This window comes from Mycolicibacter virginiensis, assembly GCF_022374935.2.
Classification (GTDB): domain Bacteria; phylum Actinomycetota; class Actinomycetes; order Mycobacteriales; family Mycobacteriaceae; genus Mycobacterium; species Mycobacterium virginiense.
In genome coordinates this window covers 3685435-3699982 of sequence record NZ_CP092430.2, presented here as the reverse complement: position 1 = coordinate 3699982, position 14548 = coordinate 3685435, and the positions used below count along the sequence as shown (strand labels likewise).

Sequence of the window (14548 nt, the reverse complement as noted above, 5' to 3'; positions counted from 1 at the left end):
TCAGATGGTCTGTGTAGGTCCGGGAAGCGGAAGGATCTCAGGACGTGACGACAGACAGGGATGTGGACTCGCAGTTGGTTGAGGTTGGCTCCACGGTGGAGATGGCCGAGGCGCTTCGGGCCTCGGGCACGGTGGATGAGCTGCTGGCTCAGATCGATACCGGACAGGTTGCGCTGACCGGTGAGGGCGGCTTGTTGCCCGGCTTGATCAAGCTCGCCTTGGAGCGGGGGCTGGCGGCCGAGCTGACTGATCACCTGGGCTATGAGAAGGGTGATCCGGTCGGCCGGGAGCTGCCCAATGCCCGTAACGGCGCGTCACCCAAGACGGTGCTAACTGAGGCGGGCCCGGTGCCTTTGGATGTGCCTCGGGACCGGGACGGTTCGTTCACCCCGCGGCTGGTGCCCAAGGGCCAACGCCGCATCGGGGGCCTCGATGACATGATCATCTCCCTGTATGCCGGTGGAATGACATTGCGAGACATCCAATTTCACCTGGCCTCCACGATCGGCACCGAGGTCTCCCATGAGACGATCTCCAAGATCGTCGACGAGATCTCCGATGAGGTTTTGAGCTGGCAGCGCCGGCCGCTGGAGTCGCTGTACCCGGTGATCTACCTCGACGCGATGATCGTGAAGGTCAAAGACGGCGGCCATACCCGCAACAAGGCCGCTCACATCGCCGTAGGCGTCGATATGGCCGGGATCAAGCATGTTCTGGGCATCTGGGTCCAGAACAACGAAGGAGCGGCGTTCTGGGCGTCGGTGTGTGCTGACCTGGCTAACCGCGGGATCAAGGACGTGCTGATCGTGTGCTGCGACGGGTTGACCGGGTTCCCCGAGGCGATCGCGGCCACCTGGTCACAGGCCACCGTGCAGACGTGTGTGGTGCACTTAATCCGCAACGCGCTGCGATTCGTGTCCTACAGCGACCGCAAGGCCGTAGCCAACGCCCTCAAACCCGTGTACACCGCGGTCGACGCCGACGCTGCCCGCGCCGAGCTTGATGCCTTCGGGGCATCGGAATTGGGCTCCAAGAACCCGACGGTGACCAGGGTCTTCGATCGGGCCTGGGAGCAGTTCATTCCGTTCCTGGCATTCCCACCTGAGCTGCGGCGGGTGATCTACACGACGAACTCGATCGAGTCGCTGAACTACCAGATGCGCAAAGTCATCAAGACTCGCGGCCAGTTCCCCAACGACGCCGCCGTGGTGAAGTTGCTCTGGTTGGCGATCTGCAACATCGAGGACAAACGGGCCGCTGATCGGGCCAAGGAACGCGGCCAGAAACGTTGCCGAACAGCCCCCGGACGGCTCGTGGAAGGACAGGTGGTCACCAACTGGAAGAAGGCCCTCGAACAGCTCACGCTGGTCTACCCAGATCGCATCGATCCGTATCTGTAAGCACCACAACCGAACTATTCAGGCAGACGACTTACACAGAAAACTTGACACGCTCTGCTGCGGCGATCGAACCGCAGCCATCGGGCGGGTCGGCGAGTTCGCCGAAGATCCGATACATCAATCCGCGATTGATGCGTTCTTGGGTCTCCAAGCGGTCGGCGATATCGATGCGAAAGTCGTTGCCCACCAGATCCGTCGGGGTCGCCCGCAACACCGCCTGGGCGGCGTCAATGGCATCGAGTGCAGCGCAGACCTGCTCCCGCGCCGCCACCGCACCCAACACCGTTGCCATACCCCGACGCTAAAAACCACCCCCGACAACAACACCGGAAGACAGCCCGGGAAAGGCCACCCTGTGGATCAACCCGAAACTGTGGATAAATCCCGTAGCATCGCGACCCATGGTTCGCCATGCGTACGCCCACGACGCGGTCGTGGTGATGGAGCCCGGCGGTAGTCCGAACGCGCCCGGCGGAGCCATCGCCCAAGCGCTGTGCGGCAGTTGGGATCACCCGCCGCCGTGCCCCCTAGCGCCGCACCACGTCGCCCACCGTGTTGTCGGCGACGAACTGGTATTGCGGGTGCTGTTCGCCGCGGAAGCCGCCGACGAGCCACGCGTGCGAAACCTGATCGGTGAAGCGCTCGCTGCCGGCGAGCTCACCGGCCCCGACGGGTTGGTCAGCATCTGGCGGCTGAAATCGACGAATGCCAGCGATATCCAGCAGAGTGAGAAGATCCACGCAGCGGACCTGACGCACGCCTGACGGCCTCAGTCCCGGATATGCGCCAGCCGCGACGGCCGCTCCATATACGTCGCGTCAGGCACAGCGAAGCCGAATTGCTCGTACAAGCCGTGTGCGTCAGCGGTGTGCAACGTCCACCGGAAATCCCGACCGGGGCCTTCGTCGATCATCTTCCGCAGCAGGCCTTTGCCGATCTCGCGGCCCCGTTGATCGCGCGCGACATAGACGTCCGCGAGGTAGGCGAAGGCCGCACCGTCGGACACGGCGCGGCAGAAACCGATCATCGCGCCGTCGTCGGCCCGGTAGGCGCCCACCATGCGCCACGCGCTGTCCAGCTGACGGTCGAACATGGCGCGGGTGCGGTACTTCGCCCAGTAGGTGTGCTCGACCAGCTCGTTCCAGAGCCAATCTCGATCGACGCGCGCAGCATCGGTTGAGAACTCAACACCGTCGAGGGTCGCCACCGCTACCTCCTCATCAGCCTCGGGTCAGACACCACGCCACCGCGGTGAGCAGGGCGCCCACGCCCACCCGCCGGGCCAGCCGCGTCGTCCGCGGAATGTCGGATGGCGCAGGCGCCCGACCGTAGCCCATCCGGGCGCGATCCTCGCGCCGATTTCCGTAGTAGGTGTTGACCCCGCCGAGTTGCAGCCCCAGCGCCCCGGCGAAGGCGGCCTCGACCACCCCGGCGTTGGGGCTGGGGTGCTGTCGGGCGTCGCGGTGCCATGCCCGCAGCGCTCCGGCGGGATCAGGGCCCAGGGCAGCTGCCAGGACACCGCTCAACCGGGAAGCCGGCAATCCCAGCAGGTCATCCAATCGTGCTGCCGCCCAGCCGAACCGGTCGTAGCGGGCGTTGCGGTGCCCGATCATGGCATCCAGTGTGTTGGCGGCGCGGTGTGCGACCAGGCCCGGAATGCCCGCCACCGCACCCCACACCAGCGATGCCACCACCGCGTCGGAGGTGTTCTCCGCCACGGATTCGACGACGGCACGCGCGACCTCGTCTGGACCCAACGCGGTCGTATCACGACCGACCAGGTTGCGCACCCGGGTCCGGGCGGACTCCAGGTCGCCGGCGGCCAGGAAGGCGTGCACGGTCTCGGCTTCGCGTTCCAGTGACCGGCCGCCGAGCACCGCCCAGGTGACGGCCGCAGTCAGTGCCGTGCGGGCCAACGGATTGCGGGCTGAACGCTCACCCGCGTAGGCCAGCCCGATGACGCTCCCGACCAAGACCAAGATGTGGGCGACCCCGCTTGCCCGATCATCGCGGTAAAGCCGCCGCTCCAACGCCAGCGCGCACGTCCCGAATCCGGCGACCGGATGCAGCCGCCGTGGATCGCCCCAGGCGCGGTCGGCGGCGTAGCCGAGCGCCAGCCCGAGTGTCCGGGAAGCAATCACCGCCGAATCCGGTCGAGTGCGGCCAGCAGCTGGTCGGTCAGGTCCGGGGGCCGTACCGCTATCCGCACCCAGCTGTCATCCAGGCCGGGAAAAGTATCGGCGCGTCGCACGGCAATTCCGCGCTCGCGCAACGCCGTATGCACCCCACGGCCGACCTGGGCAAGAACGAACGGGGCCAAGCCCGCGACGAACCGCACCTCGCGCGCGGCGAGCCCCTCATCCAGGTGCGCCCGCCACGACGTCAATTGCCGAGCCCGCAGCTCACTTTCGCACAACGCTCGCTCATCCGAGCAGGCCAGCATGGCGGCCAACGCCGATGCGGACACTGACCAGGGGATCTGCAGTCGTGCGGCCTCGGCGAGCAGCGCGGGATCGCCGAGCAGGTATCCCGCGCGTACCCCGGGTATCGACCAGTGCTTGGTCAGGCTGCGGCTCACCAACAGCCCCGAATGACGCTCTCCGGACAGGGTTTCCGGCTCACCGGGAATGGCATCGAGGAACGCCTCGTCGATCAGCACCACCCGGCCCGGACGCAACAACTGACGCAGCGTCTGCGCCGGATGCAACACCCCGGTGGGATTGGTCGGATTACCGACGACGACGAGGTCGGCGTCCTCGGGCACCGCATCCGGGTGCAGCGCGAAGCCGTCGTCGGCCGTGCACAGCACTGTACCGACGCTGTGGCCCGCGGCGGTCAATGCGGCATGCGGGCCGGTGTACTGCGGATGCACCACCACCGGGGAGCGCCACGGCCGCATGCGAGCCACCAGGTCGAAGGCCTCCGACGCGCCCGCTGTGGGCAGTACCTCCGTAGCGGTGCGACCGTGCCGGGCGGCCAACGCGGCGCGGGCCGCCGACGCCTCGGGGTAGGCCACGGCGTCGTCGAGGGAGGCATGCAGGGCGCGCTCGAGCCAGTCCGGTCGTGGCCCGGCGTAGACGTTGACCGCGAAATCGAGCAGCCCGGGTGCGGCCTCGACATCGCCGTGATGGTGCAGATCCGGGCCGCTGAAACCGTGTACCGCGTTCGCGAACCGCTGCGCCAACCCGGGATGTCCGGCCCAATGGGTGTGCAGGTAGGACGCATGCAGGCTCGTCGAGCCAAAACCGTCCGGGCCGTCGGGAAGCTGCCAGGCCGCGCTCACAGCGTGATCGAAAACGACCTGGGTGCGGTGGAATTCGTGTCCGTTGGCCCGATCTCCCGCCCGCGCCAGCAGGTTGTCGGCCGCCGCCGTGGCTTCCCGATAGCCCAACGTCAGGCGCGGGGTCATCGCCGCATCACCCGGCAGCGCGCCGACCCCGGCGTCATCACCCACCCGACGGCACAGATACGCCAGCCCGCCGCACTCCGCGACGGTCGGCACGCCCGCCGCGATCGCCGCCCGCAGCGCACCCAGCAGGGCGGTGTTGGCGCCCAACGGTTCTGCGTAGACCTCCGGAAACCCGCCGCCCAGATAGATCCCGGCGGTGCCGGTCGGCAGACATCTGTCGGTGAGGGGGTCGAAGCTGACCACCTCGCAACCGGCGGCGCGCAGCAGCTCGAAGGTCTCGGTGTAGCCGAAGGTGAAGGCGCGTCCGGCGGCGACCGCCACCACCGGCCGGCGCCCCGAGGCGGCACGGACCTCGGCGGCCGGCTCCCAGGCGTTGCCGGTCAATTCCGGAGCCTGGCGGGCCACCGCCAGTAGCGTGTCCACGTCCACGTGCTGCTCCATCAGCTCGGCAAGTCGAGCGGTCATGGCGGCCGATTCGTCGCGCTCGGCCGCCGGCACCAGCCCGAGATGCCGCGACGGCGTCTGCACGCCCGCGTCGCGGGGCAACACCCCGAGCACCGGAATACCGCTGGGGCGCAACGCGGCAACGACTTCATCGGCGTGCCGCGCGCTGCCGGCCTTGTTGAGCACCACCCCGGCGATGCGCACCGCCGGATCGAAACCGGCCAGGCCCGCTACGACCGCGGCATGTGTCCGGGAGGCATGCGAGACGTCGACGACCAGTACTACCGGCGTTGCCGTCAACGCCGCGACGTGCGCGGTGGAGGCCTCACCGTCGGTGCCCAGGCGCCCGTCGAAAAGCCCCATCACGCCTTCGATCACGGCGACGTCCGCGCCCGCGGCGCCGTGTAGCAGCAACGGCACGATCCGGTCGGGGCCGACCAGATACGGATCCAGGTTGCGGGCCGGCCGGCCGGTGGCCAGCGCGTGATAGCCGGGATCGATGTAGTCCGGGCCGACCTTGTGTCCGCTGACCTGCACGCCGCGGGCGGCCAGCGCGGCCATTACTCCGACCGCCACCGTGGTCTTGCCGTGCCCGGATGCGGGTGCGGCGATGACCAGCCGGGGTAGGGGAACGCCCACCACGCTCACCATTCGATGCCGCGCTGGCCCTTCTGGCCGGCGTCCATCGGGTGCTTGATGTTGGTCATCTCGGTGACCAGGTCGGCGACCTCGATCAACCGCGGATCGGCGCGCCGGCCGGTGATCACGACGTGCTGGTGGCCCGGACGGTTGGCCAAGGTCTCCACCACGTCCTCGACGTCCACCCAGCCCCAACCCATCGGGTAGGTGAACTCGTCGAGGATGTACAGGTCGTGGGTCTGTGCCGCCAGGCGTTCCTTGATCTGGGCCCAGCCCTCCGCGGCGGCGCCGGCGTGATCCTCCACGCCGCCGGCCTTGCGGCTCCACGACCAGCCCGAGCCCATCTTGTGCCACTGCACCGGGCCGCCCTCACCGGTCTCGGCGTGCAGCTCGCCCAACCGCTCGAGCACGGTCTGTTCGCCGACCCGCCACTTCGCGGACTTCACGAACTGGAAGACCCCGATATTGAAGCCCTGATTCCAACCGCGCAGCGCCAATCCGAATGCGGCAGTGGACTTCCCCTTGCCGTCGCCGGTGTGCACCATCAGCAGCGGCCGGTTGCGGCGCTGGCGGGTGGTCAGGTTGTCGTCGGGCACCGTCAATGGTTGTCCCTGGGGCATCAGGCGGCTCCTCTTCCGGTGGCATCGCGGACGACGTCGGTCAATGCCTCGGCGCTGACCTGCGGCAGCGGCACGTATTCGGCCCGCAAGTGCTCGGCCAGCATCCGGGCCAAGCCGAGTCGCATCCGGCCGTTCTCGCAATCGACCACGACGGCCGAATATCCTTGTCCGGCAAGCTGGTCGGCGGCCAGAAGGGAGCGCTCCACCGGTTCGGCTCCGGCGGTGGCCCGCCCATCGGTCAGCACCACCAGCAGCGGGCGGCAGGCCGGCTCGCGCAGCCGCTCCCGGCGGATCACCTCCGCGGCCTCCAGCAGGCCCTCGGCCAGCGGGGTGCGGCCACCGGCAGGCAACTCGTCGAGCCGCACGGCGGCGATCTCTACCGATCCGGTCGCGGGCAACACCAACTCCGCCTTGGTGTCCCGAAACGTCACCACCGCCACCCGGTCCCGGCGACGGTAGGCGTCGAGCAGCAAGGACAAGATCGCGGTCTTGACATGGCGCATCCGCTCGATGGCGGCCATCGACCCGGACGTGTCGACCACGAACAACACCAGGTTGGCCTCCTGGCCTTCCCGGACGGCGCGTCGAAGATCGGTCGCCTGCAGGATCATCCGACCTTCAGCACGGCCCCGGGCGCCCTGATGCGGCGCAGCGGCGCGCAGCGTCTCGAACAGGTGCAATCCGCCGGCGTTGCCGGATGCGGTGGCGCCCACCCGGCGTCCGGAGCTGGTGCGGGCCCGGCTGCGCCGGCCGGCGCGTCCTTCGCCCACGCCGTCGACCGCGAAAAGCTTGGCGCGGTACGGGGAGTCGGCGCCCACGGTCGAGGTGGAGCCCGGCCCAGGGTGCCCGGTCGGTGCGGGCCCGCGCTGTTGTTCCGGCGGCGGCGAACCACCTTCCGGCGGACCATCGGGCTCGGGCCCGTCGGGTCCCGGACCGTCCGGGTCGGGCTCGGGCTCCTCGGGTGGCAGCAGTTCGTCGAGTTCGGCCTCATCGAGACCCGGTGCGTCGAACGGCTTGCGTCGCCGCCGATGCGGCAGGGCCAACCGGGCGGCCACCCGCAAGTCCTCGATATTGACCGCGTCGCGCCCCTGCCAGGCCGCGTGAGCTACCGCGGTGCGGGCACAGACGATGTCGCCGCGCAGGCCATCGACGTCGAACGCCGCGCAGATCTCGCCGATCTTGACCAGCGCAGCGTCGGTCAGTGCCACCTGCGGCAGCAGTTCCTGGGCTTGATGGATCCGGGCGCGCAGCCGATCTTCGGCCGCGGCATACGTCGCGGCGAAGCCATCCGGGTCGGCGTCGAACGCCAGCCGCCGCCGCACCGCCTCGGCCCGCAGCACCGGATCGCGCGGGGCAGACACCTCGACGGTCAGACCGAACCGGTCAAGCAGTTGGGGGCGCAGCTCGCCCTCCTCGGGATTCATCGTCCCGACGATCACGAACCGGGCGGCGTGGGTGACCGAGACCGCGTCGCGCTCGACCGTCAGCCGCCCCATTGCCGCGGCGTCCAGCAGCAGGTCCACCAGGTGGTCGGCCAGCAGGTTGACCTCGTCGACGTAGAGGATGCCGCGATTGGCGCGCGCCAACAGCCCGGGTTCGAAGTCGACCGTGCCGGCGCTCAGCGCGCGCTCCAGGTGGATGGAACCCACCACCCGGTCCTCGGTGGCGCCCACCGGCAGCTCCACCAGCCGCACCGGGCGGGTCTCGGTGGCCGCGTCGCTGGGGAACGGGCCGTCGGGGGAGAGCGGGTTCGCCTCAGCGGGATCGGAAGAGAACCGGTCACCGGCCACCACGTCGATGGGCGGCAGCACCTGGGCAAGCGCGCGAACCAGCGTCGACTTGGCGGTGCCCTTCTCGCCGCGGATCAGCACCCCGCCGATACCGGGGGAGATCGCGCTCAGGACAAGCGCCAGCGCCATGTCGTCGAGGCCGCCCGGGGCATCCGGGTCGCCGCCGAGGACAGCGGGAAAGGGGTACAGCTGTTGCATTGAGGCTCCGCTCGTGTGGCCAACACCTGTGTGTTGGCGACGCGAAGCCGGTATTCGGACTGACCGTGGCGCACCGAAATGCGCCGCGGAACACCGTAGCGGGCCTGCGTCGGAGTCACACCGACTTCCCTGGCGCTTCGCGCCGATACCCTAACACTCGGGGCCGCAGACGCCGACCGAGAGAAAGGGCACACGACCAGTGAGTGCACCTGAAGCAGACTTGACCGGATGGGTCGCCGAACCGTTCACCGGTGGCGAGTTCACCCACGACGTGTACCGCAAGGGCGAGGGTCCTGGTGTGGTGCTGATCCCGGAGATCCCGGGGATACACCCCGGAGTGCTGGCGCTGGGAAATCACCTGGTGGACAACGGGTTCACCGTGGCGATTCCTTCGTTGTTCGGCGAGCCGGGTAAGGCGATCACGCCGGGCTACGCCGCGACCACGATCGCTCGGGCCTGCGTGACCCGCGAGTTCGCCGCGTTCGCCACCGACAAGCAGCGCCCGGTCACCCAGTTCCTGCGGGCGCTGGCCCGCGACCTCAACGAGAAGACGCCCGGCAAGGGCGTCGGGGTGATCGGTCAGTGCTTCACCGGCGGTTTCGCGCTGGCCGCGGCCGTCGACGATGCGGTGCTGGCGCCGGTGCTGAGCCAGCCGTCGGTCCCGATCCCGCTCACGCTCAAGCAGCGCCGCGACCCGGGTCTCTCCGAGGTCGAGCTCGGTGTCGTCGCCGACCGGGCCGCCACCGACGGCCTGTGCGCTCTGGGCCTGCGGTTCAGCGAGGACAAGATGGCCCCCGGTGACCGCTTCGCGACGCTCAAGGCACGGCTCGGGGACGCCTTCGAGGTCATCGAGATCGATTCCTCGTCGGGCAACGCGCACGGTCTGTCCCGGATGGCGCACTCGGTGCTCACCGACCAGGTCCGCGAGGTCGACGGCCACCCCGCCTACGAGGCGCGCAAGCGGGTGGTGGAATTCCTCACGCAGCGATTGACCTAGCTACGATCGCCGCTGTGCCAGCCCAGCCCCGCCCCGCCGAACGCATCGCCGTAGTGGGCATCGGTGCCGACGGCTGGGCCGGGCTGGGCGAGCCGGCGAGGCAGACGGTGCTGGCGGCCGACGTCGTGATCGGCGGGCCGCGTCACCTGGACCTGCTGCCCGCGGTCGACGGTCAACAGCGCCACACCTGGCCGTCGCCGCTGCGCGCCGGGCTGCCCGCGCTGCTCGACGCGCTGGACGGGCAGCGCGTGGTGGCGCTGGCCTCGGGTGATCCGCTGTTGTCCGGTGTGGGCAGCACGCTCATCGAGTTGTTCGGAGCGCAGCGGGTCACGGTGATTCCGGCGGTTTCGTCGGTCACGCTGGCCCGGGCCCGGTTGGGCTGGTCCGCGGAGTCCGCGGCGGTGATCAGGTCCGCCGACGTGAATGCGGTGCTGCGGGAGTTGGCGCCGGGGCGGCGGGTGCTGGTGCTGTCGTCCGATGAGAGCACCCCGGGGCAGCTGGCCGCCCTGCTGACCGAGCGTGGCTACGGAGCCAGCCGGATGGTGGTGCTCGGCGATCTCGGGGGAGCCGCCGAATCGCGAGTGGAGACCACCGCCGCCAGCTTTGCCGGTTCGGCCCCGCGGCTCAATATCGTCGGGCTGGAATTGGCCGGCCCGCCGGCGTACGGCTGGGCGGCCGGCCTGCCCGATGACGCCTACGACCACGACGGGCAGCTCACCAAACGTGACCTGCGGGCCGCCGCGCTGGCGCGACTGGCCCCGGCTCCCGGGCAGTTGCTGTGGGACGTCGGTGCCGGTGCCGGCTCGGTGGGCATCGAATGGATGCGCTCGCATCCGGCCTGCCGTGCCATCGCAATCGAGGCGAACGACGCTAGGGCGCAACGTATCTCGGACAATGCCCGCAACCTCGGTGTGCCCGCGTTGCAGGTCGTTCGTGGCGCGGCCCCGCACGCGTTGGCGGACCTGCCCGCCCCGGATGCGGTGTTCATCGGCGGCGGTCTGAGCCGCGATGGGGTGCTGGCGGCCTGCCTGGCCGCGCTGGCGCCGGGGGGCCGGGTGGTGGCCCACGGCGTCACGCTGGAGACCGAGGCGCTGTTGGCGGCGGCCTACCGCGAACACGGCGGCGAGCTGACCCGCATCCAGGTGGAGCACGCAGCGCCGCTGGGGTCCCTCACCGGCTGGACGCCGGGCCGGGCGGTCACCCAGTGGGCGTTAACCCGGTCCTGAGCGGTCTCGTGCCGGGTCATAGAGATGGCTCTCGCCGGCGCACGGATCAGGCCGATCGGCTACCGCGCGGCCGACCAGGATGACCGCGGCCGACCGCAAGCCCGCCGCCTCGACCGCGTCGGCGATGTCGGTGATGGTCCCGCGCAGCACCAGTTCCTCGGGCTGGGACGCGCGATAGACCACCGCGACCGGGCAGTCCGCGCCGTACTCGGGCGCCAGCTCGGCCATCAGCGCCCGGATGCGGGTGATCGCCAGGTGCAGCACCAACGTGGCCCCGGTCGCGGCGAATGCGGAGAGCGCTTCGCGTTGCGGCATTGCGGTGGAGGCGGCCTGCGTACGGGTCAGCACCACCGACTGCGTCACCAGTGGCACCGTGAGCTCACGGCCGAGCACCGCCGCGGCCGCCGCATAGGCCGGCACTCCGGGGGTCACCTTCCACGGCACCCCGGCGGCATCGAGACGGCGAGTCTGCTCGAAGACCGCGCTGTACAGCGACGGATCCCCGGAGACCAGCCGCACCACCGCGCGACCCGCCCGATGCGCGGTGACCAGCCGGTCGGTGATCGCATCCAGATCCAGATTGGCGGTGTCGACGAGGTCGGCGGCCTGCGAGCAGTGCGCGAGCACCTGCGGGTCCAGGTAGCTGCCCGGGTAGAGCACCACATCGGCGGCGGCCAGCAGCCGGGCGGCCCGCACCGTCAGCAGATCTGCCGCGCCCGGGCCGGCCCCGACGAACTGGACCGCTAACGCACCCATCGCGGCGTCCAAACCCGTCCAGTCGCCGTCACCCGCGTCGACGAGGCCCCCACCAGGACAAGACATTTCATATCGATGGTGTCGGTGTCCAGCTCGCCCAAGGTGGTCACAGTGAGCTCCTCGGACTCCCGTCCGATATCGCGTCCGATGACCACCACCGTGTGCGCATCCCGGTGTTCCAGCAGCACTTTGCGCGCGATCGCGATCTGGTCGGGCCGCGCGCGCGACGCCGGGTTGTAGATCGCCAGCACCAGATCGGCTTCGGCGATCGCCCGCAGCCGCGACTCGATCACCGTCCACGGCTTGAGCCGATCCGACAGGCTCAGCACCGCGAAGTCGGCCCCGATCGGGGCCCCGGCCGCCGCAGCCACCGCCTGCACCGCAGAGACCCCGGGCAGCACCCGCACCGAAACATGTTGATACTGAACATCGGAGGCCGCCTCGAACACTGCGGATGCCATCCCGAACACCCCGGCATCTCCGCCGGAAACCACCGCCACCTTCTCGCCCCGGGCGGCCAGATCCAGCGCAAAACGGGCCCGGTCCAGCTCGACGGTGTTCCCCGAGGTGTGTCGCTGCAAGCCCTCGCGTTGCGGAACCCGCGCGACGTACGGGCCGTAGCCCACCACGTGATCGACGGTGGCCAACGCCTCGGTGGCCTCGCTGGTCAACCAGCCCTCGGGTCCCGGGCCCAGCCCGATCACCAGCAGTTCAGCGGCGGCAGGCACCCGCTCAACGATCGCAGTGGTCTGGTCGCGCGGCGTCCGAGAACGCTGCCCGTTGCGGGAGTCCCCGTCCACCACGATCAGCGACAGGTAGGGAACGCTCGCTTCATCCACGTCGGCGACGGGCAGCCAACGCTGCTGCGGGTGACTGGCCCGCTCGACGTAGTACGCGTGCTCCAACCGGCCCGCGGCGGCCAGGGCCCGGCGTACGGCCGGGAAGGTGCGGCCCAGCTTCATGATGATGGCGCCGTCGGTGTCGGCCAGCCGCATCGCCAGCTCATGCTCGCCCAGGGTGCCCGGCAGCACGGTCAGCACGTCGGTCTGGCGCACCAGCGGCATCCCGAGCGCTGCGGTGGCGGCGCTGAACGCCGGCACGCCGGGAATGATCTCGGTGTCGAAGCGCGCCGAAAGCCGGTCGTGCATGTACATGAACGAGCCGTAGAACAGCGGATCGCCCTCGGTCAGCAGCGCCACCGTGCGACCCGCATCCAGGTGGGCGGCCAGCCTCGATGCCGAGGCCTCGTAGAAGTCGGCGAGCGCTCCGGCGTAGCCGCCGGGATGATCGGTGACACCGGTGGTGACCGGATAGCGCAACTCTTCCTCGAGAACACCGGGCCGGATCAGGTCGGCGGCGATGGTGCGCGCATACGACGCCTTGTTGACCCCGGCGTGGTAGGCCACCACGTCGGCGTCGGCGATGATCCGGGCCGCCTTGCGGGTGATCAGCTCGGGGTCACCGGGGCCCAGGCCCACGCCATAAAAACGGCCGGTCATGCTCTGTCTTTCATTCGGTATCCGAGGCGAGTGCGTTCAATGCCGACGAGGTGATCGCCGACCCGCCGCGCCGACCGCGCACGGTCACGAACGGGATGTCGATGCCGTGGTCGCGGTGCAGTGCGGCCAACGCCTCCTTGGACTCCGCGGCGCCGATGAACCCCACCGGGCAGCCGACGATCACCGCGGGGCGCGGCCCGCCGTCGATGATCGTCTCCAGCAGGTGGAACAACGCGGTCGGCGCGTTGCCGATCGCTACGACGGCACCGGCCAGCTCGGGTTCCCACAACGAGACGGCCGCCGCCGAACGGGTGGTACCCCATTCCTTCGCCAGCTCTGGCACCCGCTCATCGCGCAGGTAGCAACGCACCTCGTTTCCGGCGGGCAGCCGCCCGGCGGTGACGCCGACCGCCACCATCCGGGCATCGCAGAGGATCGGCGCGCCGCCGTCGAGTGCGGCCCGCCCGGCCGGCACCGCGTCCGGGTGAATCAGCAAGTCCTTGGCGACGTCGGTCTGCCCGGCACCATGGATCATGCGCACCGCGAGCCGCTCGGCGGTCGCCGGGATGTGCGACAGGTCGGACTCGCGGCGGATGGTCGCGAACGATTCGACGTAGATGGCCGGACCGTCGGCAATGTAGTCGTAATGCCGAGACGGGCGCGTGGGCCTGCTCACGGGTTCGCCTCCTGGGCTTGGGGGATGAAGACACCCTGCCACGGCGTCACCACGAGCTCGGTGTGCTCCATCAGCGATCGCCCGTGGTCCGGCGTGAGCACGCCGTCGGGGACGTGCACGTGGGTGCCGCCGGGCACGCTGCCAAACGGTAACGGACCCGACGGGGCCGGGACGCGCGGGTCGGCGGCGAGGGCACGTTGCAGAGGCCGACCGAGTTCGCGGACGTGCCACGGCGCGTCCGGCTGCTCGCCGCGTGCTTCCTGGAATGCAGCCGCCAGCTCGGCGAGCCGGGCAGCGGCGCCATCGAGACCGATCACGGCACCCCAGTCGTCACCGATTCGCAGCTGGGCTTCGGCGTCACTGAGCGCCACCAGGCCCGCGTCGCTCTGCCGATCGATCAGGTCGCCGCGGCCGTCGTCGAGCACGAACAGGAAGCGGCCGGACAGCCTGGCGAGTCGCGGATCGGCGCACAGCAGCGCATCCAGCCCGGTCGCCACCGGGCGCAGGTCCGCCCGTCCGCCGGCATAGCCGGTCTGCGGCGAGACCAGGATGTTGCGGACCAGCTCATGGCTGCGCGACGGCAACAGCCCGGTTGATTCCAGGGCGGCCACCGCGTCGGGGGCCAGCGCGCCAGCGTTATCGGCCAACCCGCGCAACTGCAGGTTGGCCCGCTTGGTCAGGTACACCGAGCCGTCGGCGAACTCGGCGCTGACCTGCAGCAGCCGGGCCAGTGAGGCGGCCGGTAGCCGGCCCCCGATCAGGCGTAGCCGCACCAGCAGTCCGTCGTCGGCCGCCCAGGGGCGTAGCACGCCTGGGCATCGGTCGGCTCTAGCTCTCATCGGTCACACCCGCCACGTGGGGGACGGCATACCGTAGTTGCCCGGCTTGGAGCGA

At 69.9% G+C, this 14548-nt stretch carries 13 protein-coding genes, 1 pseudogene and 1 riboswitch; of the genes and pseudogenes, 4 read left to right on the top strand and 10 right to left on the bottom strand.

The features are described 5' to 3' along the window. Nucleotides 1–101: 101 nt before the first annotated feature. A complete protein-coding gene (locus MJO54_RS18040) occupies nucleotides 102–1400 on the top strand; it encodes an IS256 family transposase (protein ID WP_396876353.1) in 1299 nt (432 codons plus the stop codon). A 55-nt stretch (nucleotides 1401–1455) separates the two neighbouring features. On the opposite strand, the pseudogene MJO54_RS18035 reads toward MJO54_RS18040, so the two are convergent. Then, a pseudogene (locus MJO54_RS18035) lies at nucleotides 1456–1692 on the bottom strand (HNH nuclease); the annotation flags it as partial. Nucleotides 1693–1801: 109 nt separating this feature from the next. Between MJO54_RS18035 and MJO54_RS18030 the strand changes: the two are divergent. Continuing rightward, nucleotides 1802–2164 (top strand): hypothetical protein, encoded by a 363-nt coding sequence (locus tag MJO54_RS18030; protein WP_065152480.1) that lies wholly within the window; start codon nucleotides 1802–1804, stop codon nucleotides 2162–2164. Between the two features lie 5 nt (nucleotides 2165–2169). On the opposite strand, the gene MJO54_RS18025 is transcribed toward MJO54_RS18030, so the two are convergent. From MJO54_RS18025 to MJO54_RS18005, 5 genes are read right to left on the bottom strand one after another with little or no spacing between them, the layout of a single operon-like run. Then, complete coding sequence (locus MJO54_RS18025; protein ID WP_240175269.1) at nucleotides 2170–2607, bottom strand: GNAT family N-acetyltransferase; 438 nt, start codon at nucleotides 2605–2607, stop codon at nucleotides 2170–2172. Nucleotides 2608–2620: 13 nt separating this feature from the next. Next, nucleotides 2621–3538 carry a cobalamin biosynthesis protein gene (locus tag MJO54_RS18020; protein ID WP_434085450.1) on the bottom strand — a complete coding sequence of 306 codons (918 nt, stop codon included), beginning with the start codon at nucleotides 3536–3538 and terminating at the stop codon, nucleotides 2621–2623. After that, nucleotides 3538–5895, bottom strand: coding sequence for a bifunctional hydrogenobyrinic acid a,c-diamide synthase/histidinol phosphate aminotransferase CobBC (gene cobBC, locus MJO54_RS18015; protein WP_240175267.1), 2358 nt, complete (start codon nucleotides 5893–5895; stop codon nucleotides 3538–3540). The genes MJO54_RS18020 and cobBC overlap by 1 nt, the downstream gene beginning before the upstream one ends. 2 nt (nucleotides 5896–5897) lie before the next feature. Beyond that, a complete protein-coding gene (cobO, locus tag MJO54_RS18010) occupies nucleotides 5898–6512 on the bottom strand; it encodes a cob(I)yrinic acid a,c-diamide adenosyltransferase (protein ID WP_046283485.1) in 615 nt (204 codons plus the stop codon). Continuing rightward, complete coding sequence (locus MJO54_RS18005) at nucleotides 6512–8500, bottom strand: magnesium chelatase subunit D family protein (protein ID WP_240175266.1); 1989 nt, start codon at nucleotides 8498–8500, stop codon at nucleotides 6512–6514. Before MJO54_RS18005 ends, cobO begins: the two co-directional genes overlap by 1 nt. Before the next feature lie 28 nt (nucleotides 8501–8528). Then, nucleotides 8529–8676: riboswitch (cobalamin riboswitch) on the bottom strand. A gap of 23 nt (nucleotides 8677–8699) precedes the next feature. Here MJO54_RS18005 and MJO54_RS18000 point away from each other — a divergent pair. Continuing rightward, nucleotides 8700–9497 carry a dienelactone hydrolase family protein gene (locus MJO54_RS18000; RefSeq protein ID WP_105295305.1) on the top strand — a complete coding sequence of 266 codons (798 nt, stop codon included), beginning with the start codon at nucleotides 8700–8702 and terminating at the stop codon, nucleotides 9495–9497. Nucleotides 9498–9511: 14 nt separating this feature from the next. Then, the gene (cbiE, locus tag MJO54_RS17995; RefSeq protein WP_240175265.1) at nucleotides 9512–10723 is read left to right on the top strand and encodes a precorrin-6y C5,15-methyltransferase (decarboxylating) subunit CbiE; all 1212 of its coding nucleotides are present in this window, start codon (nucleotides 9512–9514) and stop codon (nucleotides 10721–10723) included. On the opposite strand, the gene cobM is transcribed toward cbiE, so the two are convergent. From cobM to MJO54_RS17975, 4 genes are read right to left on the bottom strand one after another with little or no spacing between them, the layout of a single operon-like run. Then, nucleotides 10709–11479 carry a precorrin-4 C(11)-methyltransferase gene (gene cobM, locus MJO54_RS17990; protein WP_240175264.1) on the bottom strand — a complete coding sequence of 257 codons (771 nt, stop codon included), beginning with the start codon at nucleotides 11477–11479 and terminating at the stop codon, nucleotides 10709–10711. The genes cbiE and cobM overlap by 15 nt on opposite strands. Next, nucleotides 11467–12978, bottom strand: coding sequence for a precorrin-2 C(20)-methyltransferase (locus MJO54_RS17985; RefSeq protein WP_240175263.1), 1512 nt, complete (start codon nucleotides 12976–12978; stop codon nucleotides 11467–11469). Before MJO54_RS17985 ends, cobM begins: the two co-directional genes overlap by 13 nt. Before the next feature lie 10 nt (nucleotides 12979–12988). Continuing rightward, nucleotides 12989–13654 carry a precorrin-8X methylmutase gene (locus MJO54_RS17980; RefSeq protein WP_240175262.1) on the bottom strand — a complete coding sequence of 222 codons (666 nt, stop codon included), beginning with the start codon at nucleotides 13652–13654 and terminating at the stop codon, nucleotides 12989–12991. Further along, nucleotides 13651–14463 carry a ferredoxin-like domain-containing protein gene (locus MJO54_RS17975; RefSeq protein ID WP_240175261.1) on the bottom strand — a complete coding sequence of 271 codons (813 nt, stop codon included), beginning with the start codon at nucleotides 14461–14463 and terminating at the stop codon, nucleotides 13651–13653. Before MJO54_RS17975 ends, MJO54_RS17980 begins: the two co-directional genes overlap by 4 nt. Between the last annotated feature and the right edge of the window lie 85 nt (nucleotides 14464–14548).

What these genes read in the sequence shown, in the direction of transcription:
- MJO54_RS18040 (WP_396876353.1), top strand. Translation starts at nt 102, where the DNA reads ATGGCCGAGGCGCTTCGGGCCTCGGGCACGGTGGATGAGCTGCTGGCT.
- MJO54_RS17985 (WP_240175263.1), bottom strand. Translation starts at nt 12,978, where the DNA reads ATGACCGGCCGTTTTTATGGCGTGGGCCTGGGCCCCGGTGACCCCGAG.
- MJO54_RS18005 (WP_240175266.1), bottom strand. Translation starts at nt 8,500, where the DNA reads ATGCAACAGCTGTACCCCTTTCCCGCTGTCCTCGGCGGCGACCCGGAT.
- cobO (WP_046283485.1), bottom strand. Translation starts at nt 6,512, where the DNA reads ATGCCCCAGGGACAACCATTGACGGTGCCCGACGACAACCTGACCACC.
- cobM (WP_240175264.1), bottom strand. Translation starts at nt 11,479, where the DNA reads ATGGGTGCGTTAGCGGTCCAGTTCGTCGGGGCCGGCCCGGGCGCGGCA.
- MJO54_RS18030 (WP_065152480.1), top strand. Translation starts at nt 1,802, where the DNA reads ATGGTTCGCCATGCGTACGCCCACGACGCGGTCGTGGTGATGGAGCCC.